Origin of the sequence: Amycolatopsis sp. WAC 01375 (assembly GCF_003947325.1) — a bacterium.
Classification (GTDB): domain Bacteria; phylum Actinomycetota; class Actinomycetes; order Mycobacteriales; family Pseudonocardiaceae; genus Amycolatopsis.
Genome location: NZ_QHHW01000033.1, coordinates 135,473 through 157,952, shown reverse-complemented (window position 1 = coordinate 157,952; position 22,480 = coordinate 135,473). Strand labels below are relative to the sequence as shown.

Genomic DNA, 22,480 nt, shown 5'->3' with positions numbered 1-22,480 from the left:
TTCCCCGAACCTGGAGGCTGGTCTTGGAAGGCTTTCCCTGGGACGTCCTGCTCGCGGTGGTCGGGATCGCCGTCCCGGCCGTCGCGTTCCTGTGGGAGTTCGCGCTCGTCGGCCGCAAACGGCTCGGCTACCGCGTGCAGATGGACACTCCGACGGCGTCCGGACGCGGGTTCGCGCCCTCGGCCGACGCGCTGGCGCAACTCCAGCACGAGAACGGCGAGCGGCTCGTCGACCCGTCGTTCGTGCTGCTGCGCATCGAGAACAACGGCACCACCGACATCGACACCGACGACTACGCGGTCAACGAGAACGACCGGGTCGGCGTCCGCGTGAAGTTCCCCGGCCGCACCGTGGCCGGGATGGTGGTGACCGAGCTCAGTTCGCCGCATCTGCACGAATGTTTCGGCGACGACTCCGGTTTCGGCGCGCGTGACGAGAATCCCGAACGGCCGGCCGGGGTGATCGACCTGCCGAGGGTGCCGCTGAACCGCGGCGCGCACTACAAGATCCTCGCCGTACTCGACCGCATCCCCAACGGCTCGCCCGACGCTTTCGACGAACCGCAGGTCGTCGGCGAGATCAAGGGCGGCAGCCTCCGCGAGACCAAGAGCCGTACCGGGCCGACGACCTCGGTGCTCGCGCTGATCTGCTTCCTCGTGGTGCTCAGCATCGTCCAGCTGACCCGCTCGCTGGTCTTCGACGAGAAGCCGCCTCCGCTGGACTGCGCGTCCGGGAAGCTCACGATCACCGGATCGACGGCTTTCGCGCCGGTGCTGAAGGAGGCGACGGCTTCGTACACGAAGACGTGCCCGGGCGCGTCGTTCGCCTTCGACAGCAGGGGGAGCGCGGAAGGGCTCGGCAGCCTGAACCAGGCCGGGAACGACGGCACGCTGGCGTTCTCCGACGGCGCCAAGGGCGAGGGCTACCCGCGACTGCTGCCGCGACCGGTCGCGTTCTCGCTGTTCACGCTCGTGATCAACGCCGAAGCGGGCGTCCAGGACCTGTCGCTCGCGCAGATCCGCGACGTCTACGACGGCAAGATCGCGAACTGGAAGGAGATCGGCGGCAAGGACCGGCCGGTCCGGCTCGTCGACCGGCATTCCGACTCCGGCACGCGGCGGACGTTCGAGGGGCAGATCCTGGCGGGCAAGCGGGAGCCCGGCGACAACTCCGACGACTGCCTCAAACCGGCGCCGGGCGCCCAGCCGGGAGTGGTGCGCTGCGCGAAGCCGTCCACGAACGACGTCCTCGACGCTGTGTCACGCGTGCCGGGCGCGCTCGGCTACAGCGAACTCGGCGCTGCGACGAAACGCGAGGACGTGCTGCCGGTCCGCATCGACGGCCACCAGGCGACCCTGGAGGGCGCGATCCACGCGGCGTACCCGTTCTGGGAGACCGAGTACGCGTACACGTTCGGCGAGCCGAAGGCGGACTCGCTCGTCGCGAGCTTCCTGCGGTACCTGACCAACCAGGTCGGCAAGGACATCGTGCGGTCCCACGGGCACCGGCCGTGCGCCGAACTGGCGAATCCGGTGCTGTGCCGTCCGGGGGCGTGAGGGCCGCGGTGGCGAGTGGGGCACGTTGGTCGTGAGTGGCGATTCGGGTTAGAACCCGAATCGCCACTCACGACCACCTGGACCGAGGTCAGGCAGGCGGCTTCAGGGTGACGACGGTGGCGCTGGTCTCACCGCGCGGCGTCCGGTACTTGATCTCGTCGCCCTCCTTGGCACCCACGAGCGCCAGGCCGAGCGGGCTGTCCGAAGTGACCGTGGAGGCGTCGGCGTCCTCGCCGGGGATCGTGACGATGTGGAGCTCGTCTTCGTCGCCGTCGGAGAACTTGAGGGTGACGGTGGTGCCGTCGGGGAGCAGGCCCTTGCTGTTCCGGCCGCCGTGCTCGAGCTTCGCCGCGACGTCGGCGATGCGCCGGTCGAGGTAGGCGGCGGCCTCCGCGCGGTCCAGTACTTCCGCCTGATCGGCGGCGTCGCCGGTTCGTTCCTGCTCGCCGACGAGCGGCGCCATCGCGTCGCGCTGCGCACGCAGATCGGCGAGTTCCTTCTCCAGCTGCCGTCGTGCGGCCGGGCTGAACCCGTTGTCCCCTGAGGTCACCATGCCGCGCATTGTCCGCTACGGATCGGCCGCTAGCCACCTAGATTTTTCACCCGCTGTGACCGGCCAGGACGGTTGCCCTAAGCTTCAGGGCTCGTGTCCTGACTACTTGGTGTAAGGAACTTCGTGACCGCCGTTCCCGGCCGCAGCGCGCGGCTCTCCCCCAATCAGCTGCAGAAACAGGAACAGATCGTCGAAGCGGCGCGTGTCGTGCTCGCGAGGGACGGGCTCGCGGGTTGCACCGTCCGCGCGATCGCGGAGGCCGGGCCGCTCACGAAGAGTGCGATTCATTACTACTTCGCGGACATCGACGTCCTGATCGACCGCGCGATGGCGGCGCACATCACAACGTTCACGGCCGATTTGCGCAAAATTTCGGCGAAGCACGATCACCCGGATGAGCGGCTCTTCGCGGCGCTCGAAGCCTTCCTCGCCGAGTTCTCCGGCCGCCCGAACGCGGCCTTCCTCTGGTTCGAATACTGGATCGCGGCGGGCCGCGCGCAGCATCCGCAGGCCATCGACGTCATGCTGACGTCGATCACCGAACTGCTCGCGGAACTGCTCGCCCCGCTCGACGTCGAAGACCCGCGGGCGCGGGCGCGGGCCCTGCTGTCCTACCTGCTCGGCGCGATCGTCCAGCAGCGCGTCCGGCGGCGGCCGTTCGCCGCACTGCGCGGCGACATCGAAGCGCTCTGTTTCGCGAACTACGGGTAGAAATACGCATTAGATCCGTACCGTTACGGATTGTTCTCCTCTTCCGGCTCCGGCCATGGTGAGGTTCCCCTTCCCTTGCCCAGAGCTAGGAGACGACGATGCGCATAAGACGGTGCATGGCCGTGGCGATCGCGGCCGTCGCGGCGTTCACCATCCCGGTCGCCGCGAGTCCGGCGACCGCCGACCAGCAGGCCGAAGACGCGCAGGTCCAGATCTACGAGGTCTTCGGCACCGCCACCGCGCAGCAGCGCACCCAGCTCTCGCGGCTGGGCATCGACGTCCTCGGCACCTCCGGCTCCACGACCACGGTGATCGGCGAAGCGCGTGACGCGGCGAAGATCCGCTCGCTCGGCTTCCGTGTCGAGCAGCGCGGCGTCGTCGACAGGTCGGAGACCCTCGGCACCAACGCGATCAACGACTTCCCGCCGTCGGACTCCGGCTACCACAACTACGCCGAGGTCACGACCGAACTGCGCAACGCCCAGTCGAATTTCGGCTCGATCGCGCGGCTGAGCAGCGTCGGCAACTCGTACCAGGGCCGCGCGCTGAACATGCTCAAGATCAGCGACAACGTCGCCACGGACGAGAACGAGCCCGAAGTCCTCTTCACCTGCAACCAGCACGCCCGCGAGCACCTCACCACCGAGATGTGCCTGCGGATCGTGAACCGGTTCACCCAGGGCTACGCCTCCGACCCGGCGATCAAACGCTTCGTCGACAGCACCGAGATCTACGTGATCCCGAACGTCAACCCGGACGGCTCGGAGTACGACATCTCCGGCGGCAGCTACAAGTACTGGCGCAAGAACCGTCAGGGCAACGGCACCGACCCCAACCGCAACTGGGCCTACAACTGGGGCTGCTGCGGCGGTTCGTCCGGCTCGACGACCAGCGAGACCTACCGCGGCCCGTCGGCGTTCTCCGCGCCGGAGACCAGGGCCGTGTCCAACTTCGTGAACTCGCGCAAGATCGGCGGCGTCCAGCAGATCAAGGCGAGCATCGACTTCCACACCTATTCGGAGCTCGTGCTGTGGCCGTTCGGCTTTACCTACAACGACACCGCGCCGGGGATGACCGCGGCCGAGGCGCAGCGTTTCCAGACGCTGGGCAGGCAGCTGGCGGCGACCAACGGCTACACGCCGCAGCAGTCGAGCGACCTGTACATCACGGACGGGACGATCGACGACTGGATGTGGGGCACCCACAAGATCCTGAGCTTCACCTTCGAGATGTACCCGCGGGGCTCCAACCCCGGTTTCTACCCGCCCGACGAGGTGATCGTCCGGGAGACCACGCGTAACGACCGCGCCGTGGACCTCCTGCTGAACACCGCCATCGGCTGATCTCTGTAGCGCGTGAAGGCCCCCTTCCCTCGGCTCAGCCGAGGGAAGGGGGCCTTCACGCGCTAGGGCGCATAGGGTGCGGGGCATGCCGATGTTCGAATTCGAGGGGCTCCGTCCCCAGGTGGATCCCGAAGCGTGGATCGCCCCCACCGCCACCTTGATCGGTGACGTCGTCGTCGAGAAGGGCGCTTCCGTCTGGTACGGCGTCGTGCTGCGCGCCGACTTCGGGAGGATCCTCATCCGTGAGGGCGCCAACATCCAGGACAACTCGGTCATCCACGTCAACGGCGGCGTGACCGAGGTCGGCAAGAACGTCACCGTCGGGCACCAGTGCCTCGTGCACGACTGCACGATCGGCGAGCAGGCGCTGATCGGGAACGGCTCCACCGTGCTCGACAAGGCGCAGATCGGGGCGAAGGCACTGGTCGCGGCCGGTGCCACGGTGACACCCGGGATGATCATCCCGCCGGAGACGGTCGCCATGGGCAGCCCGGCGAAGAAGCACGTCCCGCTCGACGGCACCGCCCGCGGCTGGGTCGAGCACAACGCGGCGATCTACCAGGAGCTGGCGCGCCGTCACGCGGAAGGCATCAAACCGATCGATTGACTCTCCAGTAACTGGAGACCATAGCTTCGGCCGTATGGCACCGAAGTCGAAGAAGAAGACCCACCAGGCGACGCTCGAGTTGACCGCCGGCAACGCGCCGGTGGTCGACCTCGGGAAGACGCTCGGGCAGACCGGCGTGAACCTCGTCGAGGTCAAGAAGGCCTACGACGCGGCGACCGCCGCCCAGCGCGGAGACATCGTCCCGGTGGTCGTGTCGGTGTTCGAGGACCGCTCCTTCGAACTCCGGCTGAAGACCCCGCCCGCGTCGTTCCTCATCAAGAAAGCGTTGGGCGGCAAGGGATCCGGCCGTCCAGGGCATGAGGTGGCCGGGAAGCTGACCCAGGAGCAGCTGCGCGGGATCGCGGAGCGGAAGCTGCCCGACCTCAACACCGGCGACCTCGAGGCGGCCATGCGCACGATCGCGGGCACGGCCCGCTCGATGGGCGTCGCGATCGAAGAACCGTGACGCGCAAGCACGTGATCGTCCCGCCTTTCCGCGACCTCGACCCGGCCCTCGAGGTCGCGGAAAGGCTTTTGGCGCAAGGGAATCCGTGGCTCGCCGGAGTCGTCTCGGCGCTGCCCGACGAATACGCGGCCGCGAACCGGCTCAACCGGATCCTCGCCGGGACCGGTGCCGCACCCCGGTTGGTCGAGGCCGGAAACGGCTGGCGTGTCGTGCAGGTGACGTCGTGGCCGGGCTGTGGTGACCTGGTCGCGGGCGCCTCCGGGCTGGCCGAACTCGTCGCGTTCGGCGGCTGGCGGCGGATCAAACGCTGTGCCGTCTGCGCGCAGGCGTTCTGTGATCGCACTGCCGGATGCAGCCGCCGGTGGTGCGCCGGACATCGTCCGCACGCCGAGCCCCGGCCCGTGCTCTAGGCTTGTCCGCACCAGCGACTGGCGCCATTTGAGGTGGAGCACCACCGGGAAGCGACGACAAGGCCGGTACCGCGCGCCTGGGTCCGGCCGTCTCTGGCAGGAGTACGTCCGATGACACACCAGCCCGAACTTTCCGCGCTCGCCGCCGCCGACCCGCAGATCGCGGGGCTCGTCGAGGACGAGGCGAAACGCCAGCACGAGAAGATCCGCCTGATCGCGTCCGAGAACTACGTCTCCCAGGCCGTACTGGAGGCGACGGGCACCGTCCTCACCAACAAGTACTCCGAGGGCTACGCCGGCAAGCGGTACTACGAAGGCCAGCAACTCATCGACCAGGTCGAGAAACTCGCCATCGAGCGTGCGAAGGCCGTCTTCGGCACCGACCACGCGAACGTCCAGCCCTACTCCGGCTCCCCGGCGAACTTGGCGGTGTACCTCGCTTTCGCGCAGCCGGGCGACACCATCCTCGGCATGGCGCTGCCGGACGGCGGCCACCTCACGCACGGCTGGAGTGTGTCCGCGACCGGCAAGTGGTTCACCCCGGTCCGCTACGGCGTCCGCAAGGAGACCGGCCGCGTCGACCTCGACCAGGTCCGCGAACTCGCGTTGAAGCACCGGCCGAAGCTGATCTTCGCGGGCGGCACCGCGATCCCGCGCACCATCGACTTCCCGGCGTTCGCGGAGATCGCCCGCGAGGTCGACGCCGTCCTGGTCGCCGACATCGCGCATATCGCCGGGCTCGTCGCCGGCGGCGCGCACCCGTCGCCGGTCGGGCACGCGCAGGTCATCACCACGACCACGCACAAGACCCTGCGCGGTCCGCGCGGCGCGATGATCCTCTCCGACGCCGACCACGCGAAGGCCGTCGACAAGGCGGTGTTCCCCGGTCTGCAAGGCGGCCCGCACAACCACACGACCGCCGCGATCGCCGTCGCGCTGGGCGAGGCGCAGAAGCCGGAGTTCGCCGAGTACGCGCACACGATCGTCGCCAACGCCCGCGCGCTGGCGGAAGCGCTGGTGGAACGCGGCTACGACCTCGTGTCCGGCGGCACCGACAACCACCTGCTGCTCATCGACCTGACGAACAAGAACGTGCCGGGCAAACCGGCCGCGCAGGCGCTGGACCGCGCCGGGATCGAACTGAACTACAACACCGTGCCGTTCGACCCGCGCAAACCGTTCGACCCGTCCGGCATCCGGCTCGGCACCTCCGCGATCACCACGCGCGGGCTCAAACCGGAGCACCAGACGCAGGTCGCGAACTGGATCGACCGCACGATCACCGCGGCGGCGGGCGAGGAACAGTCCGCTTTGGACACCATCGCCGCCGAGATCCGCGAGTTCCTGGCGCCGTTCCCGATCCCGGGCTACTCGGCGTAGAAGGTTCTTAGAGCAAGACGCGAAGGGGCCCTTCACCGCACGCGATGCGGTGAAGGGCCCCTTCGGTGCTTAAGCGACTAGTGAGCCGCCGGACCGTCGACGGCCTCCTTGGCCAGCCGGTCGGTCTCGCGCTCGAACGAACGCTGGATCTCGGCCTCGGCCTCGGACCGCCCGACCCAGCTCGAACCCTCGACGCTCTTGCCCGGCTCCAGGTCCTTGTACACCTCGAAGAAGTGCTGGATCTCGAGCTTGTGGAACTCGTTGAGGTGGTGGATGTCGCGCAGGTGCTCCAGGCGCGGGTCGTTCGTCGGGACCGCGAGGACCTTGTCGTCCGGGCCCTTCTCGTCGGTCATCCGGAACATGCCGATCGCGCGGCAGCGGATCAGGCAGCCGGGGAAGGTCGGCTCCTGGACGAGCACCAGCACGTCGAGCGGGTCGCCGTCCTGGCCGAGGGTGTCGTCGATGAACCCGTAGTCGGCGGGGTACTGCGTGGCGGTGAACAGCGTCCGGTCGAGTTTGATCCGACCGGTCTTGTGGTCCACCTCGTACTTGTTGCGCTCCCCCTTGGGGATTTCGATAGTGACGTCGAATTCCACGCCGGCCTCGCTGCTCTCGTCTTTGGTACGCCCCGCCGTCGCGGACGGCTCACCGAGTTCATGGTCTTGTCTTCACTAGTGTGGACCACGGGGGCTCGGGCGGTCGCATCGATGTGGTCGTATGTGAGCTTGGCCCCTTCCCCGGACGGTGGATGAAGGAGCGTTGCGTGCCGGAAAACGATGTCCCGATGTGGCCGTCGGACGACAAGGACACCTCATCCGCCGAGCCCAAGGGTGCCAAGAGGGAGGGTGAGGCCACCGTCTGGCTGCCCATGTCGGGCTTGGCGAACGGCAAGACAGAAGAGTTGTCAGTGCCGAAGGTCACACCCGAAAGTGGCTCGTGGTTCCAGCCCGTGGTCGAGGTCAGCGACATCGATGAGGAACCGGACGTTCCGGAGACCCCGACACCGCAGTGGTCCGCCTTCGAGCCGGTGACGCCGGTGACGCCGGTCGAGCCGGAGCAGCACGAAGAGCCGAAGACGCTGTTCGTCAAGCCGATCCAGCCGCAGCACAAGGACGAACCGGACTGGGACCAGTTCGACCGGGGCGCCGCCACCCCGCCGCGTGACGCCGAACCCTCGAGACCCGAGCCGAGACAGGAACCCCAGAGCCAGGAACCCCAGCGCCAGGAACCCCCGAGGCAGGAACAGCCGCGTCAGGAGCCGCCGCGCCGTCCCGAGCAGAGCCGGGTCGAGCCGCCGCTTCCCGCGCCGGTCCCGTCCGCGACCATGCACGCGCGCCCGGTCCGCATCGAGCCGTCCGAAGAGCGCTTCGACTCCGAAGCCACCGTCGGGATCCAGCGGCCCGAGCCGCCGTCCCAGGAACCCCCGGCAGCCGAAACCGAGGCCGCGCCCGCGCCGAAGCCGAAGCGCAAGCGCAAGGCCCTGCTGATCACGACCCTGGTCGTCGTGCTGTTGCTCGCCGGGATGGGCGGCGCCGCCGCGATGCCGAAGGTGTCGAACCGGCTCGGCCTGCCCTGGGCGCCGAACGCGCCGAAGGGTGAGATCCCGAAGCCCGCCGGTGTCACCCGGGTCCTGCACGGGCCCGACGTCAACGGCGTCGCGCCGACGAAGGAAGCTCTCGCGGCCGCGCTGGCCGGCCCCGCCGGCGCCGCCGACCTCGGCACGCTCACCGGCACCGTCGTGGACGCGGCGACCGGTGACGTCCTCTGGGACAAGAACTCCGGCACCCCGCTGACCCCGGCGTCGACCACGAAGATCCTCGTCGTGGCGGCCGCGCTGCTGTCGATGGACCACGGGACGCAGTTCTCGACGAAGATCGTCCAGGGCGCCGAGCCGGGCACGGTGATCCTCGTCGCGGGCGGCGACCCCTCGCTGACGTCGCTGCCGCTGGGCACCGACTCGCCGCTGTACCCGGGCGCCGCGCACGTCGACGACCTCGTCGCCCAGGTCAAGAAGGCAGGCGGCGGCAAGATCTCCAAGGTCCAGCTGGACATCAGCCTGTTCAAGGGGCCGACGTCCGCGAAGGGCTGGGACCCGGAGGACACCGCCGCCGGGAACACCTACATGGCGCCGGTCCTCCCCGTGATGGCCGACGGCGGCCGCACCGATCCGAAGAACGACCATTCGCCCCGTATCGCGAACCCGGCGGCCGCGCTGACCCAGAAGATCGCGGGGAAGCTCGAAGCCCAACCCGGCGGTACGACGACGGCGCCGAAGGACGCGAAGGTGCTCGGCGAGGTCAAGTCGCAGCCGCTCGCGGAGTTCGCCAACTCGCTGCTGCAGCTTTCGGACAACCTGATGGCCGACGTCCTCGCCCGCCAGCTCGCGCTCACGAAGGGCGCCGAGCCGTCGTTCACCGGCGGCGCGGCCGCGACGATGGACGTGCTCAAGCAGGCCGGATTCGACCTCACCGGCGTCCAGATCAACGACGGCAGCGGACTGTCCGACCAGAACAAGATCCCGGCCAAGGCGCTCAGCGAGATCCTCGCGGTCGCGGCGGCGCCGGACGGCAAGGATCCGCGGACGGCCAAACTGCGGCCCCTGCTGGCGGGCCTTCCCGTCGCGGGCGGCAGCGGGACGCTGGAGAAGCGCTACGGCGATCCCGCGTCGGCCGCGGGCCGCGGCTGGGTGCGCGGCAAGACCGGCACGCTGTCCGGGGTGAACACCCTGGCGGGCGTGGTGCTGGACACCGATGGCCGGATGCTGGTCTTCGCGCTGATGTCGTCCGGTTCGGACCAGAACAAGGGCAGGGCCGCGCTCGACGTCGTCGCGGCGACGCTGCACAAGTGCGGCTGCCGGTGAGCGACCGGAATCGGAGCGTGAGGAAGTCGGGACGGAAACCGGTCTTTCAGCGGGTAGCGTCATAAGAGTGACTGAGGAAACGCCGACCAAGACACGTTCGATGGTCGACTGGTCCCTGGCCGCCTCGACGGGCGCCCTCCTGGTGCGTGGCGGTCCGGTGGTCGACCGCGAAGTGGCCGAAGAAGCCGTCGCTGATCTGCGTGAGCTGACCAGTGAGGCGGAGGGGCACGTCCGCGAGCTGACCGGGCTCGGCCTCGACCTGCCGCTGCTGCCCGCCGAAGTCGTCGACAGGCCCGGCTGGGTCCGTTCGGCGGCCGCGGGGCTCGACGCGCTCACCGGGCGCGCGCTGCCGGAGGCCCAAGGTGGCCCGCTGGCGCCCGTGCTCGCCGGTGGCGCCGGTGTCCAGACCGGTCTGGTACTCGCCTTCCTGGCCTCCCGTGTGCTCGGCCAGTACGACCCGTTCGGCGGGCCGGAACGCCGTGGGCAGCTGGTGCTCGTCGCGCCGAACGTGGTCGCCGCCCAGCAGGCGATGGACGTGCCGGGGCACGATTTCCGGCTGTGGGTCTGCCTGCACGAATGCACCCACCGGTTGCAGTTCACCGCGGTCACCTGGCTGCGCGACTACTTCGCCGACGAGGTCGAGCGCCTGATCGGCGGGCTCGCCGGCCGTGACGCGGACGGGCTGAGCGACCTGGTCGGCCGTCTGCCGGACACCATCAAGCAGATCGGCAAGGGCAAGACGGGCGGCGCCGGACTCGCCGAACTCCTGCAGTCGCCGAGCGAACGCGCGGTGTTCGACCGGCTCCTCGCCCTCTCCACGCTGCTGGAGGGGCACGCCGATTTCGTGATGGACGCCGTCGGGCCGCAGGTCGTGCCGAGTGTCGAGCTGATCCGTTCGCGGTTCACCGCGCGGCGCAAGGGCGGCGGGCTGATCGACCGCGTGTTGCGCAGCCTGCTCGGCGTGGACGCGAAGCTGCGCCAGTACGAACAGGGCGCGAAGTTCACCAAGCACGTCGTCGACGCCGTCGGCATGGACGGCTTCAACGCGGTGTGGACTTCGCCGAACACGTTGCCGACCAGGGCCGAGATCACCGATCCGGCGGCCTGGGTGCGGCGCCTGCACGGGTGAGCGGACCGGATCCGGCGATCGCGGCCGTGCGGTCGGCCGTACGGGATTTCCTGGCGTCGGCCACCGTTGCCGACGAGGTGTGTGTCGCCGTCTCCGGTGGCGCGGACTCCCTGGCCTTGGCCGAAGCGGCGGCGTTCACCGGCTCCCGCGCCGGGCTGAAGGTGCGGGCACTCGTCGTCGACCACGGCCTCCAGACCGGTTCCGCCGAGACCGCCGCCCAAGCCGCGAGCACGGCGCGAGCACTGGGCGCCGACACCGCCGAGGTCCTGAAAGTGCGGGTCGAGGGCGCGGGTGGGCCGGAAGCCGCGGCCCGCCGGGCCCGCTACGGCGCCTTGCGTTCGGCGCTGCCCGGCGGACACGGCCTCGTCCTGCTCGGCCACACCCTCGACGACCAGGCCGAAACCGTCCTGCTCGGCCTCGGCCGGGGCTCCGGACCGCGATCGGTGGCCGGGATGCGGCCGCACGACCCGCCATGGGGGCGGCCGCTGCTCGGCGTCACCCGCGCCACCACCCGGCAGGCGTGCCGGGCGCTCGGCGTCGACCCGTGGCAGGACCCGCACAACGACGACCCGCGGTTCACCCGTGTCCGGTTACGGACGGAAGTACTGCCCCTTCTGGAGGATGTGCTTTCCGGTGGTGTCGCGGCCTCGCTGGCCCGCACGGCGGCGCAGCTGCGTGAGGACACCGAGGCGTTGGACACACTCGCGGACGAGGTCCACCTGCGTGCCTTCACCGGGGAAGGGCTCGACGCCGCGGTGCTCGCCACCGAACCGCCCGCGCTGCGGCGGCGCGTCCTCCGCAGGTGGCTGCTGGACTCCGGGGTCCGCGAACTCACCGACGCCCACCTGCGTTCCGTCGACGCGCTGGTGGGGAACTGGCGGGGTCAAGGCGGGGTCTGGCTACCCGGCGAGTTGGTGGCCAAGCGGGCGCATGGCAGGCTCTTGCTCGAAGCACCCCATTCCACCACCTAGAGGGGATCGTCCCGTGTACGAAGGCGAGATCGCCTCCGTGCTCGTCACCGAGCAGCAGATCAACGACAAGATCGCCGAACTGGCCGCGCAGGTCGCCGCGGACTATCCGGCCGACGGCCCCGGAGCGGGGCGGGGAGACCTCCTGCTCGTCGGCGTGCTCAAGGGCGCGGTGATGTTCATGACCGACTTCGCCAGGGCACTCCCTCTTCCTTCGCAGCTCGAGTTCATGGCGGTCTCCTCCTACGGCTCGGCGACGTCGTCGTCCGGCGTGGTGCGGATCCTCAAGGACCTCGACCGCGACATCGCCGGCCGCGATGTGCTCATCGTCGAGGACATCGTCGACTCCGGGCTCACGCTGTCCTGGCTGTTGAAGAACCTCGCCAGCCGCAACCCGGCCTCGCTCGAGGTCGTCTCGCTCCTGCGCAAGCCCGAGGCGGTCAAGGTCGACGTACCGGTCAAGTACATCGGGTTCGACATTCCCAACGAATTCGTAGTCGGATACGGCCTGGACTACGCGGAGCGTTACCGGGACCTGCCCTACATCGGCACCCTGGATCCGCACGTTTACACGTCTTGAGAACCGCTTGCCCGCGTCCGGGGAAATGCGGAACCCTGAGCACCGAGAACGCGTCATAGGCTGCGATCAAGTGCGTTAACCTATGCGAAGACCAATGCCGACGAAGCCGTCGTGGCCTGGCCCGGGGGAAACGGAGAGAGCTCAGATGGGGAACAGCAGCTTGGCGGACGCGAACGCGTTCAAGAACGCCGCGGCCCAGGGCCAGGTCGGGATCGACCCGGACGCGGCCCAGACCGCCCTGAACAAGATCCGCACCGGCAAGGACGCCGTCGAGGCCCTGCTGCAGCGCGCGGGCGACCTCGGGCAGGCGCCGAAGCTGGGCAACAACCCGGTCGGCAACGCGATCGCCGCGAAGGTGGCGAACCGCGCCGACGGCGGCGGCGACTCCTACTCCGCGGCACTCCAGAACCTGTACCAGCAGTACGAAGCCGCGGAGTCCGGCATCGTGACCGCGATGGCCCGGTACCACGAGATCGACCAGGCCGCCGCCGAGCCGTTCCGTAACGTCTGAGGGGGAGTCAGAAAGCCATGCCACCGAAGCACAGCGCCGACTCTTACGGCGAGAGCAGCAGCAGCACCACGCCGGTCCAGCTCGGCGACAACTCGCACGCCGAGGGCATCGTGTCGTCCGCCCGCGGCCGTTCCGACGGGTTCGACATCGGCGCCGACCGCGCCATCACCAACCCGCCGAACTGGGAAAGCGCCGCGAGCAGCCAGGACCTGTGGAACCAGGCCAACCTCGGCAACGACCCGAGCACCGCGACCGGCATCAGCCAGTCCTGGGGTTCGCACGGCAGCAAGCTGAGCCAGGCCTCGAACGACCTCTACAACGCGATCTCCGAACTCGGCGCCGCCTGGATCGGACAGGGCGCGGCCGCCGCGCAGGGTTCGCTGGTCGCCATCGCGAACTCGGGTTCGCAGGCCTCCGAGGCCGCGCACACGATGTCGGACAGGCTGCAGAAGCAGGCAGACGCGGCCACCAAGGTCAAGCTCATGCCGAAGCCGACCGACTACAGCCCGGAGAAGGCGATGGCACAGGCCCTCGCGGCCGGCCCGGTCGGCATGATCACCGACCAGAAGCCCCTCGCCGACCAGGACAAGGAAGTGCGGGCGGAGCAGGCCAGGTTCCTCGAGGCCTACACCAAGGAGATGAGCGAGGTCGACAGCTCGACCCCGAGCTTCGGCCCCGAATCCCTCGGCATGAAGCCGACCGCCACGCACAACAGCGCTTCGTTCAGCGGTGTCGGCAATGTCGGCGGCGCGGGCCTCAACTCGGGTGCGGTCTCCGGTACGCCGGTCCTCGCCGGCACGCACGGCTACGGCGGCGCGCACGGCGCCGTCGGGGCCCCGCTCCAGGCCGGTCCGGACGCGGGTTCGTTCTCGCAGGCCGGCTACACCCCCGCCGCGGGGAACCTGCCGGTTTCCGGTGTCGCGCCGGGTGCCGGCGTCGCCTCCGGCGCGGGTGCCCCGATGGCGACCCCGCACGCCCCGGCGAGCGGTGGCAACGGACTCGGCCAGGCCCTCACCGCGGCCGCGCTCGGCGGCGGCCTCGGCTACGCCGGAGCCAAGGCGCTCGGACAGGGCAACAAGTCCGGCGCCAAGGACACCGACAGCACCGACGCGTCGGCCACCGAGAAGGCCCCCGCGCAGAGCGCCGCGTCCCAGGCCGTGCCGCAGCAGGGCATCGTGTCCTCCAGCGGCACCATCGGCGCCACCCCGCCGCCGATGCAGGGCATGGGCGGCGGCATGGGCATGGGCGCCCCCGGCGCGCAGGCCGAGCAGGAAGAGGAGCACACGCACGCGTCGTTCCTCATCGAGCCGGACCCGGACGACGCCTTCGGCGCCAACGAGGCGACCCCGCCGCCGGTCATCGGCGCCTGGACCGAAGACGACGAACGCTAGAGCGGTTTTCACCGGGCGCGCGGCCGATCCGGCCGCGCGCCCGCTGACTTGTTTGGGGGCGGAAGATGGCGAACGGTGACCTGCTCACCCCGGTCGAGCTGGACTTCCTGTGGGAGAGCGCGAACGCCGGTGAGCTGCCGTACCCGCTGCGACTCCGCTCGCACGGGGCGACCATGGACGAACGCGGCGCGTTGCGGACGCAGACGCTCCAGTCGCTGAACCAGCGTCGTCTCGCCGACGAACGCGGCCGCCCCGAGCCGCATATCGAGGACTACTTCGGTGTCCTCGCGCGGCCGGACCTGAGCCTGGACTGCGTCCAGCTCAACAATCCCAACACCGAACCGCTGCTCGCGGTCGCGTCGCTGGTCGGCGGGCAAGGCCTGCTGACGGTGCAGGACCCGCGCGGATTCCACTTCCACCCCATCGCCCCGGACGGCCTCGCGAGCGCGATCGTCTCCCTCCTGCCGCCGGGTTCGCGCGGCACGGAGAAGTCGATCACCCTCCCGCTGGACGGCCTGGTCGGCGCCTCCGGCGCGGACTTCCTCCAGCGTCGTCAGCCGCAGGTCGACGGCTCGGCGACGTCCGACGAAGACCGCAAGGCCCTGTCGCGGCTCCAGGCGCAGCCGCGGCTTCGCGGCGGCCAGTTCGGCGCCAACGCGCGCAGCAAACACGGCACGCGCACCCGGTCTTCGGTGCTGAGCTGGTTCGACACCCAGTCCGGCCGGTACTTCACCCAGGCCACGCGCGGTTCCGACGGACGGGACTGGATCACCATCGCGCCCGCGGACCCGGCGACGCTGCGGCACCGGCTCACGGAAATGCTGGGGAAGATCGCGGCGGACGCTTCGCCCGCACGCTGACCTCTCGGTCCCTTCGCGTGCAATGAAAGGTCCCTTCATTGCAAAATTTGCAATGAAGGGACCTTTCATTGCACGCCCCGGCGCCGGAACACGGACGTTTCCCGGATCCGGCCGCCGACTGTCGTACCCCTTCGCTATCGTGAACCCCCTGGGTGTCCCGAGGCCCAGGAGCCAAGGTGCCGGGAGGGCACGGAGCATGCACCAAGAACACTTCACACCGATGGCGTTCGACTTCCTCTGGGAGTCCGCCGAGCTCGGCGACCTGCCTTATCCGCTGCGCGTCCGTTCGCACGGCGCGACGGAGGCCGAGCGCCGGGCGCTGCGCCAGCGCGCCGACGTCGAACTCCAGGCCCGCGGGATCCGCGACGCCCGGGGAAGGCTGGAGCGGAGGATCGAGGATTGGCTGTACCTCCTCGCCCGCGGTTCGCTGACCATCGACGCGCTGCACATCCCGGAGTTCCAGGCCCCGACGGTCGCCCTGCTCGGCGCCACCGACGGCCGCGACGGGGTGATCGCGATCCAGGACCAGTCCGGGATCTGGCTGCGGGAGGCACCCGCCGACGGCCTCCCGACGGCGGTCGTCGAGCTGCTGCCGCCGGGTCAGCGCGGCTCCGAGGCGTCCGTCACGCTGCCGATCGACGACGCCCGCCGCACCGAGCCGATCCGCGCCGCCGTCAACCCGACGAAGAAAGCCGAGGAGCCCGAAGCGGCGAAGGTCCGTCGCAAGGAGAAGTCCCGCGTCTCGCTCAGTGAACGCATCACCGCGGATCCGCGTGAGGCGTTCGGCAAGCTCACCGGCCAGCCGAGGCTGCGCGGCGGTCAGCTGGCAGCGAACAGCCGGTCCCACGTGGGCGCCAAGCAGCGGTCACGGGTCCTCGGCTGGTTCGACACCGCCAGCGGGCGCTACCTCAGCACGTCACAGGCAGGTCCGGACGGCCGCGAATGGGTCACCGTGTCACCCGCCGACATCAAGACACTGCGCACGCGACTGGGCGAAATGGCCGCTGGTGTGGCGGTTGACACACGTTAGGGTGGCCGCCCCGGTCACGCTCCGGGAACCCTCGCGCGGCGTCCGCCGTTTACGTCCGAGAGGCTCACCACCCTCGTCCGTCCAGGCGGGCGGTATCCTGAGGGGCGGGTGTCGGAGCACCATGGGTCGTCAAGATCGTGATGGCGGGTATCACAGGAGCCGCCCAACCAGGAAGGGTCGAGGCCACCAGGGCCGAGTCGTATGAACCGGAAGAGCGTGCTCAAGAACCCAGTGCTCTGGATTCTCGCGGCGGTACTGGCGTTTCTCGCATACAACACGATCTTCGACAGTGATCGTGGCTATACCCAGGTGCCGATCTCGATCGCGAACCAGCAGATCACCACGAACAACGTCAAGGAAGCCTCGCAAGAGGACAAGGAGCAGCAGATCAAGCTGCTGCTGAACAAGAAGATCGAGGTCGACGGCCAGCAGGTCGACCAGATCATCGCGCAGTACCCGGCGAACGTCGCGGGCACCATCTACGGCCAGCTCATCGGCCTGAAGAGCGGTGACAACCCGGTCAAGTTCACCACCAAGGTCACCCAGCAGAACGTCCTCACCCAGATCCTGATCTTCGCCATCCCGCTGGCGCTGGTGCTCGGCCTGCTGATGTGGATGATGAACAACGCGCAGGGCGGCGGGAACCGCGTCCTCAACTTCGGCAAGTCGAAGGCCAAGCAGCTCAACAAGGACATGCCCAAGACGACCTTCGGGGACGTCGCGGGCGCCGACGAGGCCGTCGAAGAGCTGTACGAGATCAAGGACTTCCTGCAGAACCCGGCGCGCTACCAGGCGCTCGGCGCGAAGATCCCCAAGGGCGTGCTGCTCTACGGGCCGCCCGGTACCGGTAAGACGCTGCTCGCGCGAGCCGTCGCCGGTGAGGCGGGCGTGCCGTTCTACACGATCTCCGGTTCCGACTTCGTCGAGATGTTCGTCGGTGTCGGCGCGTCCCGCGTCCGCGACCTGTTCGAGCAGGCCAAGCAGAACGCGCCCTGCATCATCTTCGTCGACGAGATCGACGCGGTCGGCCGCCAGCGCGGTGCCGGCCTCGGCGGCGGCCACGACGAACGTGAGCAGACGCTGAACCAGCTCCTCGTCGAGATGGACGGCTTCGACGCGCGCGGCGGCATCATCCTGATCGCCGCGACCAACCGTCCCGACATCCTCGACCCGGCGCTCCTGCGTCCCGGCCGCTTCGACCGCCAGATCCCGGTGTCCGCGCCGGACATGCGCGGCCGCAAGGCGATCCTCGAGGTGCACGCCAAGGGCAAGCCGATCGCGCAGGGCACCGACCTGAGCGGTCTCGCGAAGCGGACCGTCGGCATGTCCGGCGCCGACCTCGCGAACGTGCTCAACGAGGCCGCGCTGCTCACCGCCCGCGAGAACGGGCACGTGATCACCGACGCCGCGTTGGAGGAGTCGGTCGACCGCGTCGTCGGCGGCCCCGCCCGCAAGAGCCGGATCATCTCCGAGAAGGAGAAGAAGATCACGGCCTATCACGAGGGCGGGCACGCGCTCGCCGCGTGGGCGATGCCGGACATCGAACCGGTCTACAAGCTGACGATCCTGCCGCGCGGGCGCACCGGCGGTCACGCCCTGCTCGTCCCGGAGGACGACAAGGAGTTGATGACCCGTTCGGAGATGATCGGGCGCCTGGTCTTCGCGATGGGCGGCCGGACGGCGGAGGAGCTCGTCTTCCACGAGCCCACCACCGGTGCCTCCTCCGACATCGAGCAGGCGACCAAGATCGCCCGCGCCATGGTCACCGAATACGGCATGAGCGCCCGGCTCGGCGCGGTCAAGTACGGCCAGGAGCAGGGCGACCCGTTCCTCGGCCGCTCGGCGGGCCGCCAGGCCGACTACTCGCTCGAGGTCGCGCACGAGATCGACGAGGAGGTGCGCAAGCTCATCGAGACCGCGCACACCGAGGCGTGGCACGTGCTGAGCACCTACCGCGACGTGCTGGACGAGCTGGTCATCGAGCTCCTCGAAAAGGAGACGCTGACCCGCAAGGACCTCGAGCGGATCTTCGCGACCGTCGAGAAGCGCCCGCACATCACCATCTTCAACGAGTTCGGCGATCGCAAGCCGTCCGACAAGCCGCCGATCAAGACCCCCGGCGAGCTGGCGATGGAGCGCGGCGAGCCGTGGCCCCCGCCGGAGGAGAAGAAGGAGCAGCCGGCGCTGCAGCCGGCGCCGACCCCGGTCGGCACCGCGCAGGGCGGCGGCGACCTTCCCGGTGGCCCGCCGTACGCGCAGCCGGCTCCGCCGCCGGACCCGAACGCGAACCCGTACGCTCCGCCGCCGCCGGGCGCCTACCCCAACGGTGGTCGCCTCAACGGTGGGCCGAACGGAACCGGCCACTGGCCCCAGGCATATGGTGGGCAGCAGCCGGGTGGTCCGGCAGGCGGTTACCAGGGTGGGCCCGTTGGCGGCCCGCCGAACTACGGGGCTCCTCCTGGATGGACCCCGGCCACGCAGCCGGGCGGCCAGCCGAACCAGCCCTGGCGTCCCGCCGAAGACCGCCCGCGCGACGGCTGGTTCGCTGACCAGCCCGGCGGTCAGCAGGACGAAGGACAGCAACGGCGTGACGACGGACAGGACGACACCAAGCGGTAACGGCGCAAGCCCGGTCTTCGACCAGGACCGGGCCGAGAAAGCCGTACGCGAACTCCTGCTCGCCTGTGGTGAGGACCCGGACCGGGACGGTCTCCTTGAGACCCCGGCCCGGGTCGCTCGCGCTTACCGGGAAATGTTCGCCGGGCTCTACACCGAGCCGGACCACGTCCTGGACCGCACGTTCGACGAGGCACACGAAGAACTCGTGCTCGTGACGGACATCCCGATGTTTTCGGTATGTGAACATCACCTCGTGCCCTTCCACGGTGTCGCCCACGTCGGCTACATCCCGAACGGCCACGGCAAGGTCACCGGCCTGTCCAAACTGGCCCGCCTCGTCGATCTCTACGCCAAGCGCCCCCAGGTCCAGGAGCGGCTCACCTCCCAGGTCGCCGACGCGCTCATGCGCAAACTCGAGCCCCGCGGTGCGATCGTCGTGGTCGAGGCCGAACATCTCTGCATGGCCATGCGCGGTATCCGCAAACCCGGCGCCAGGACGACGACGTCCGCCGTGCGCGGGCTGCTGCAGACTTCGGCGTCCTCGCGGGCGGAGGCGCTGGATCTGATCAAGGGCCGTCGATGACCGCCCTGCCCCGGCCCGGCCGGTGCGCGGTGATGGGCATTCTGAACGTCACCCCCGACTCCTTTTCGGACGGTGGCCGCTACCTGGGCGTCGAGCAGGCGCTGGAGCACGCGCACGAGATGTGGGCGCGCGGGGCGGATCTGATCGACGTCGGCGGGGAGTCGACGCGGCCGGGAGCGTCCCGAGTGGACGCCGAGACCGAGATTTCCCGGATCATGCCGGTGATCCGTTCACTCGCCGCCGATGGTGTCGCGATGTCCGTGGACACCACGCGGGCCGAGGTCGCCCTCGCCGCGGTCGAGGCGGGCGCGTCCGTCATCAACGACGTCTCCGGCGGGCTGGCCGATCCGAACATGGCGAAGGTCGCCGCCGAGACCGGTGTCCCGTACGTACTGATGCACTGGCGCGGGCACAGCAAGGACATGAACGCGCTGGCGTCCTATGAGGACGTCGTCGCGGACGTGCGCGCCGAACTGCTGTCCCGAGTGGACGAAGCGGTCGCCGCGGGCGTCGACCAGAGTGCGATCGTGCTCGACCCCGGGCTCGGGTTCGCGAAGAACGCCGAACACGACTGGGCGCTGCTGAACAGGCTGGATTCCGTTCTGTCACTGGGTTTCCCGGTTCTCGTCGGCGCCTCGCGCAAACGGTTCCTCGGGCGTCTTTTGTCCGGAAAGGACGGAAAGCCGGCCCCGCCGGACGGCCGCGAGAACGCGACCGCGGCCGTGTCCGCGCTCGCCGCGGCGGCCGGTGCCTGGGGAGTGCGGGTGCACGAGGTCGGCGCGAGCATCGACGCCGTGACCGTCGCGGCGGCTTGGCGGAAGGGGAATCCCGTTGTCTGACCGGATCACGTTGACCGGATTGAGGGTCTTCGGCAGGCACGGGGTCTTCGACCACGAGAAGCGGGACGGGCAGGAGTTCGTCGTCGACATCGTGGTGTGGCTGGACCTCGGCCCGGCCGCCGCCTCCGACGACCTGACCAAGACGCTGCACTACGGCGAACTCGCGGAGCTCGCCGCCGGGATCGTCGCGGGCGAGCCGTACGACCTCATCGAGAGTGTCGCCGGGAAGATCGCCGACGAGGTGCTGCGCGACGAGCGGCTGAGCGCCGTCGAAGTGACGGTGCACAAACCGTCCGCGCCGATCCCCCTGAACTTCGACGACGTCGCCGTCACGGTGCGACGCGAACGATGAGCCGCGCGCTGCTTTCGCTCGGTTCCAACTTGGGGGACCGGCTCGCGTTCCTTCAGTCCGCCGTCGACGCCGTGCGGCCCGCGGTCGTCGCCGTTTCGAGTGTTTACGAGACGAAAGCGTGGGGCGTCGAGGACCAGCCGGACTTCCTCAACGCCGTCGTCCTGGTCGACGACCCGGCGCGTGACCATTGGGACTGGCTGAGCACCGGGCAGGCCGCCGAGCAGGCGGCGGAGCGCGTGCGCGAACTCCGCTGGGGGCCGCGCACGCTGGATGTCGACATAGTGACCGTGGACGGGGTGCGCTCCGACGACCCCCAGTTGCTGCTTCCACATCCCGGCACGCCGGAGCGCGCGAGCGTGCTGATCCCCTGGCTGGAGATCGAGCCCGGCGCGGTGCTCCCCGGCCACGGTCCGGTCGCCGACCTCCTCGCCGCCCGCCCCGCTTCGGACCGCGACTCCGTGCGGCTGACGTCGCTCACCCTCGCCTGACCGATCCCTCTCCGCGTTTCGTCACCTACTCGCGGAAGTTCGCGATGCCAACCACCGCAAGTAGATGACGAAACGCGCCTCCAGCGGCCCTCACGTTCGGTCACCTCCCGGTCGTGACCGGGCCGCTAGTGCGGGGACTGTGTGGATTTTGGGGCGTTGGATGACCAGAAATCCACACGGTCGCCGCCCGCCTCCGCAATTCGTCACCTACTTGCGGAAGTTCGCGATGCCAACCACCGCAAGTAGGTGACGAAATGCGGGCTATCCCAGCGCGGAGCGCAGGGCGGCGATGATCCACTCGGCCTCCCGCATCTGCGAGGGGAACGACGGCCAGCCGTTCATCTTCCCCAGCAGGTGCCAGTACCGCTCGGCGCGCGGGTCCATGCTGATCGCCATCCCGTCGGTCAGCCGCTTCCGCCAGGCGGGGTCGGCCGGGTCACGGCCGTTCCGCGAAGACTGGGTGAAGATCGTTTCCGCCAGCTCGCGGCCCTCGGCTGAGTCCGGCGCGAGGTCGGCTTCGAGCGCTTCGGTCGCCTTCGCGCTCCACGCTATCCACAGCTCCTGCTGCTTCGCGCCGAAGTCCGCTCCGTCCTGCTTCCGGAGCTGCGAGTGCCACTCGCTCATCCGGCGGATCGACGCGCGGAACTCCTCGTCCTGGACGAGTTCGGCGAACTCGATCCAGGCCTCCAGCTGCTCGGGCGTCGGGTCGTCGGGCAGTTCCGGTTTCGCCGAGCGCATCCGCTCGTAGAACTGCGGGTCCAGTTCGAGTCCTTCGACCATGTCCGCCCAGAACCCGTCGAGCAAACGTTTGCGGTCCTCGTCCGACATCGACGCGAGTTTGTTCATCAGTTCGACCTCCTCCAGTGGTGAATCCCGTTTGGCCACCGCTCGCAGGACCGCGCGGCGCAGTTCGAGCCGCCGGATCTGCTCGTCCAGGGCGGCGACGTGCTGGACCGCGAGGTCCCCGATGGTCGCTTCCCTGGTCAGCGCCCGCTCCACGTCCGCGAGGCCCAGTCCGAGTTCCCGCAGCGTCCGGACCAGCTCCAGGCGCGCCATCGCGGTGGCGTCGTAGAGGCGGTAGCCGGCGTCGGTGCGGTCGGTCGGTGGCAGTAGTCCTTCGTCGGAGTAGAAGCGGATGGTCTTCACCGGCAGGCCGGTCCGTTTGGCCAGCTCCCCGATGGTGAAAACCGCTGCGGTGCCCATATGCTTCATCGTCGACTCTCCAGTTGGTGGAGAGTCAAGCC

At 69.4% G+C, this 22,480-nt stretch carries 23 protein-coding genes; 20 read left to right on the top strand and 3 right to left on the bottom strand.

What is annotated here, in order from left to right; all coding sequences use genetic code 11:
• Positions 1-23 precede the first annotated feature (23 nt).
• A complete protein-coding gene (locus DL991_RS21805) occupies positions 24-1,556 on the top strand; it encodes a PstS family phosphate ABC transporter substrate-binding protein (protein ID WP_125786186.1) in 1,533 nt (510 codons plus the stop codon).
• An 88-nt stretch (positions 1,557-1,644) separates the two neighbouring features.
• Here DL991_RS21805 and DL991_RS21800 read toward each other — a convergent pair whose 3' ends face one another.
• The gene (locus tag DL991_RS21800; protein WP_125786185.1) at positions 1,645-2,109 is read right to left on the bottom strand and encodes a GreA/GreB family elongation factor; all 465 of its coding nucleotides are present in this window, start codon (positions 2,107-2,109) and stop codon (positions 1,645-1,647) included.
• 123 nt (positions 2,110-2,232) lie between these two features.
• Here DL991_RS21800 and DL991_RS21795 point away from each other — a divergent pair, with 123 nt between their 5' ends.
• The 6 genes from DL991_RS21795 (at position 2,233) to glyA (ending at position 7,026) form a co-directional block, all read left to right on the top strand.
• Positions 2,233-2,820 carry a TetR/AcrR family transcriptional regulator gene (locus tag DL991_RS21795; protein WP_125786184.1) on the top strand — a complete coding sequence of 196 codons (588 nt, stop codon included), beginning with the start codon at positions 2,233-2,235 and terminating at the stop codon, positions 2,818-2,820.
• Between the two features lie 116 nt (positions 2,821-2,936).
• On the top strand, positions 2,937-4,163 hold the full coding sequence (locus DL991_RS21790) for a M14 family metallopeptidase (RefSeq protein ID WP_125786257.1): 1,227 nt from the start codon (positions 2,937-2,939) through the stop codon (positions 4,161-4,163).
• 85 nt (positions 4,164-4,248) lie between these two features.
• On the top strand, positions 4,249-4,770 hold the full coding sequence (locus DL991_RS21785) for a gamma carbonic anhydrase family protein (protein ID WP_125786183.1): 522 nt from the start codon (positions 4,249-4,251) through the stop codon (positions 4,768-4,770).
• 34 nt (positions 4,771-4,804) lie between these two features.
• The gene (locus tag DL991_RS21780; protein ID WP_125786182.1) at positions 4,805-5,236 is read left to right on the top strand and encodes an uL11 family ribosomal protein; all 432 of its coding nucleotides are present in this window, start codon (positions 4,805-4,807) and stop codon (positions 5,234-5,236) included.
• Positions 5,233-5,646: a hypothetical protein gene (locus tag DL991_RS21775; RefSeq protein WP_125786181.1), complete on the top strand. Its 414-nt coding sequence runs from the start codon at positions 5,233-5,235 to the stop codon at positions 5,644-5,646. Before DL991_RS21780 ends, DL991_RS21775 begins: the two co-directional genes overlap by 4 nt.
• A gap of 111 nt (positions 5,647-5,757) precedes the next feature.
• Positions 5,758-7,026: a serine hydroxymethyltransferase gene (glyA, locus tag DL991_RS21770; RefSeq protein WP_125786180.1), complete on the top strand. Its 1,269-nt coding sequence runs from the start codon at positions 5,758-5,760 to the stop codon at positions 7,024-7,026.
• Between the two features lie 77 nt (positions 7,027-7,103).
• Here the strand turns inward: glyA and DL991_RS21765 are convergent, their stop codons facing one another.
• The gene (locus DL991_RS21765; protein WP_125786179.1) at positions 7,104-7,622 is read right to left on the bottom strand and encodes an inorganic diphosphatase; all 519 of its coding nucleotides are present in this window, start codon (positions 7,620-7,622) and stop codon (positions 7,104-7,106) included.
• Between the two features lie 167 nt (positions 7,623-7,789).
• Between DL991_RS21765 and dacB the strand changes: the two genes are divergently transcribed.
• The 13 genes from dacB (at position 7,790) to folK (ending at position 21,236) form a co-directional block, all read left to right on the top strand.
• Complete coding sequence (gene dacB / locus DL991_RS21760; protein WP_199754025.1) at positions 7,790-9,886, top strand: D-alanyl-D-alanine carboxypeptidase/D-alanyl-D-alanine-endopeptidase; 2,097 nt, start codon at positions 7,790-7,792, stop codon at positions 9,884-9,886.
• Positions 9,887-9,986: 100 nt separating this feature from the next.
• A complete protein-coding gene (locus DL991_RS21755; protein ID WP_125786256.1) occupies positions 9,987-11,015 on the top strand; it encodes a zinc-dependent metalloprotease in 1,029 nt (342 codons plus the stop codon).
• Positions 11,012-11,986, top strand: a complete 975-nt coding sequence (gene tilS / locus DL991_RS21750; RefSeq protein WP_125786177.1) for a tRNA lysidine(34) synthetase TilS — start codon at positions 11,012-11,014, stop codon at positions 11,984-11,986. Before DL991_RS21755 ends, tilS begins: the two co-directional genes overlap by 4 nt.
• Before the next feature lie 13 nt (positions 11,987-11,999).
• Entirely contained in the window at positions 12,000-12,563 is a 564-nt protein-coding gene (gene hpt, locus DL991_RS21745) for a hypoxanthine phosphoribosyltransferase (protein ID WP_125786176.1), read from the top strand.
• A 145-nt stretch (positions 12,564-12,708) separates the two neighbouring features.
• The gene (locus tag DL991_RS21740; protein ID WP_125786175.1) at positions 12,709-13,074 is read left to right on the top strand and encodes a hypothetical protein; all 366 of its coding nucleotides are present in this window, start codon (positions 12,709-12,711) and stop codon (positions 13,072-13,074) included.
• Positions 13,075-13,091: 17 nt separating this feature from the next.
• Positions 13,092-14,465 (top strand): WXG100 family type VII secretion target, encoded by a 1,374-nt coding sequence (locus DL991_RS21735; RefSeq protein ID WP_125786174.1) that lies wholly within the window; start codon positions 13,092-13,094, stop codon positions 14,463-14,465.
• 65 nt (positions 14,466-14,530) lie between these two features.
• Positions 14,531-15,325: an ESX secretion-associated protein EspG gene (locus tag DL991_RS21730; protein WP_125786173.1), complete on the top strand. Its 795-nt coding sequence runs from the start codon at positions 14,531-14,533 to the stop codon at positions 15,323-15,325.
• Positions 15,326-15,521: 196 nt separating this feature from the next.
• The gene (locus DL991_RS21725; RefSeq protein WP_125786172.1) at positions 15,522-16,355 is read left to right on the top strand and encodes an ESX secretion-associated protein EspG; all 834 of its coding nucleotides are present in this window, start codon (positions 15,522-15,524) and stop codon (positions 16,353-16,355) included.
• Positions 16,356-16,556: 201 nt separating this feature from the next.
• Positions 16,557-18,974: an ATP-dependent zinc metalloprotease FtsH gene (gene ftsH / locus DL991_RS21720; RefSeq protein WP_125786171.1), complete on the top strand. Its 2,418-nt coding sequence runs from the start codon at positions 16,557-16,559 to the stop codon at positions 18,972-18,974.
• Positions 18,943-19,557 carry a GTP cyclohydrolase I FolE gene (gene folE, locus DL991_RS21715; protein WP_125786170.1) on the top strand — a complete coding sequence of 205 codons (615 nt, stop codon included), beginning with the start codon at positions 18,943-18,945 and terminating at the stop codon, positions 19,555-19,557. The genes ftsH and folE overlap by 32 nt, the downstream gene beginning before the upstream one ends.
• Positions 19,554-20,396 (top strand): dihydropteroate synthase, encoded by an 843-nt coding sequence (gene folP, locus DL991_RS21710; protein WP_199754024.1) that lies wholly within the window; start codon positions 19,554-19,556, stop codon positions 20,394-20,396. The genes folE and folP overlap by 4 nt, the downstream gene beginning before the upstream one ends.
• Positions 20,389-20,748 carry a dihydroneopterin aldolase gene (gene folB, locus DL991_RS21705; protein WP_125694967.1) on the top strand — a complete coding sequence of 120 codons (360 nt, stop codon included), beginning with the start codon at positions 20,389-20,391 and terminating at the stop codon, positions 20,746-20,748. The genes folP and folB overlap by 8 nt, the downstream gene beginning before the upstream one ends.
• On the top strand, positions 20,745-21,236 hold the full coding sequence (gene folK, locus DL991_RS21700) for a 2-amino-4-hydroxy-6-hydroxymethyldihydropteridine diphosphokinase (RefSeq protein WP_125786169.1): 492 nt from the start codon (positions 20,745-20,747) through the stop codon (positions 21,234-21,236). Before folB ends, folK begins: the two co-directional genes overlap by 4 nt.
• Positions 21,237-21,497: 261 nt before the next feature.
• Here the strand turns inward: folK and DL991_RS21695 are convergent, their stop codons facing one another.
• A complete protein-coding gene (locus DL991_RS21695) occupies positions 21,498-22,439 on the bottom strand; it encodes a MerR family transcriptional regulator (RefSeq protein ID WP_125786168.1) in 942 nt (313 codons plus the stop codon).
• Positions 22,440-22,480: the final 41 nt, after the last annotated feature.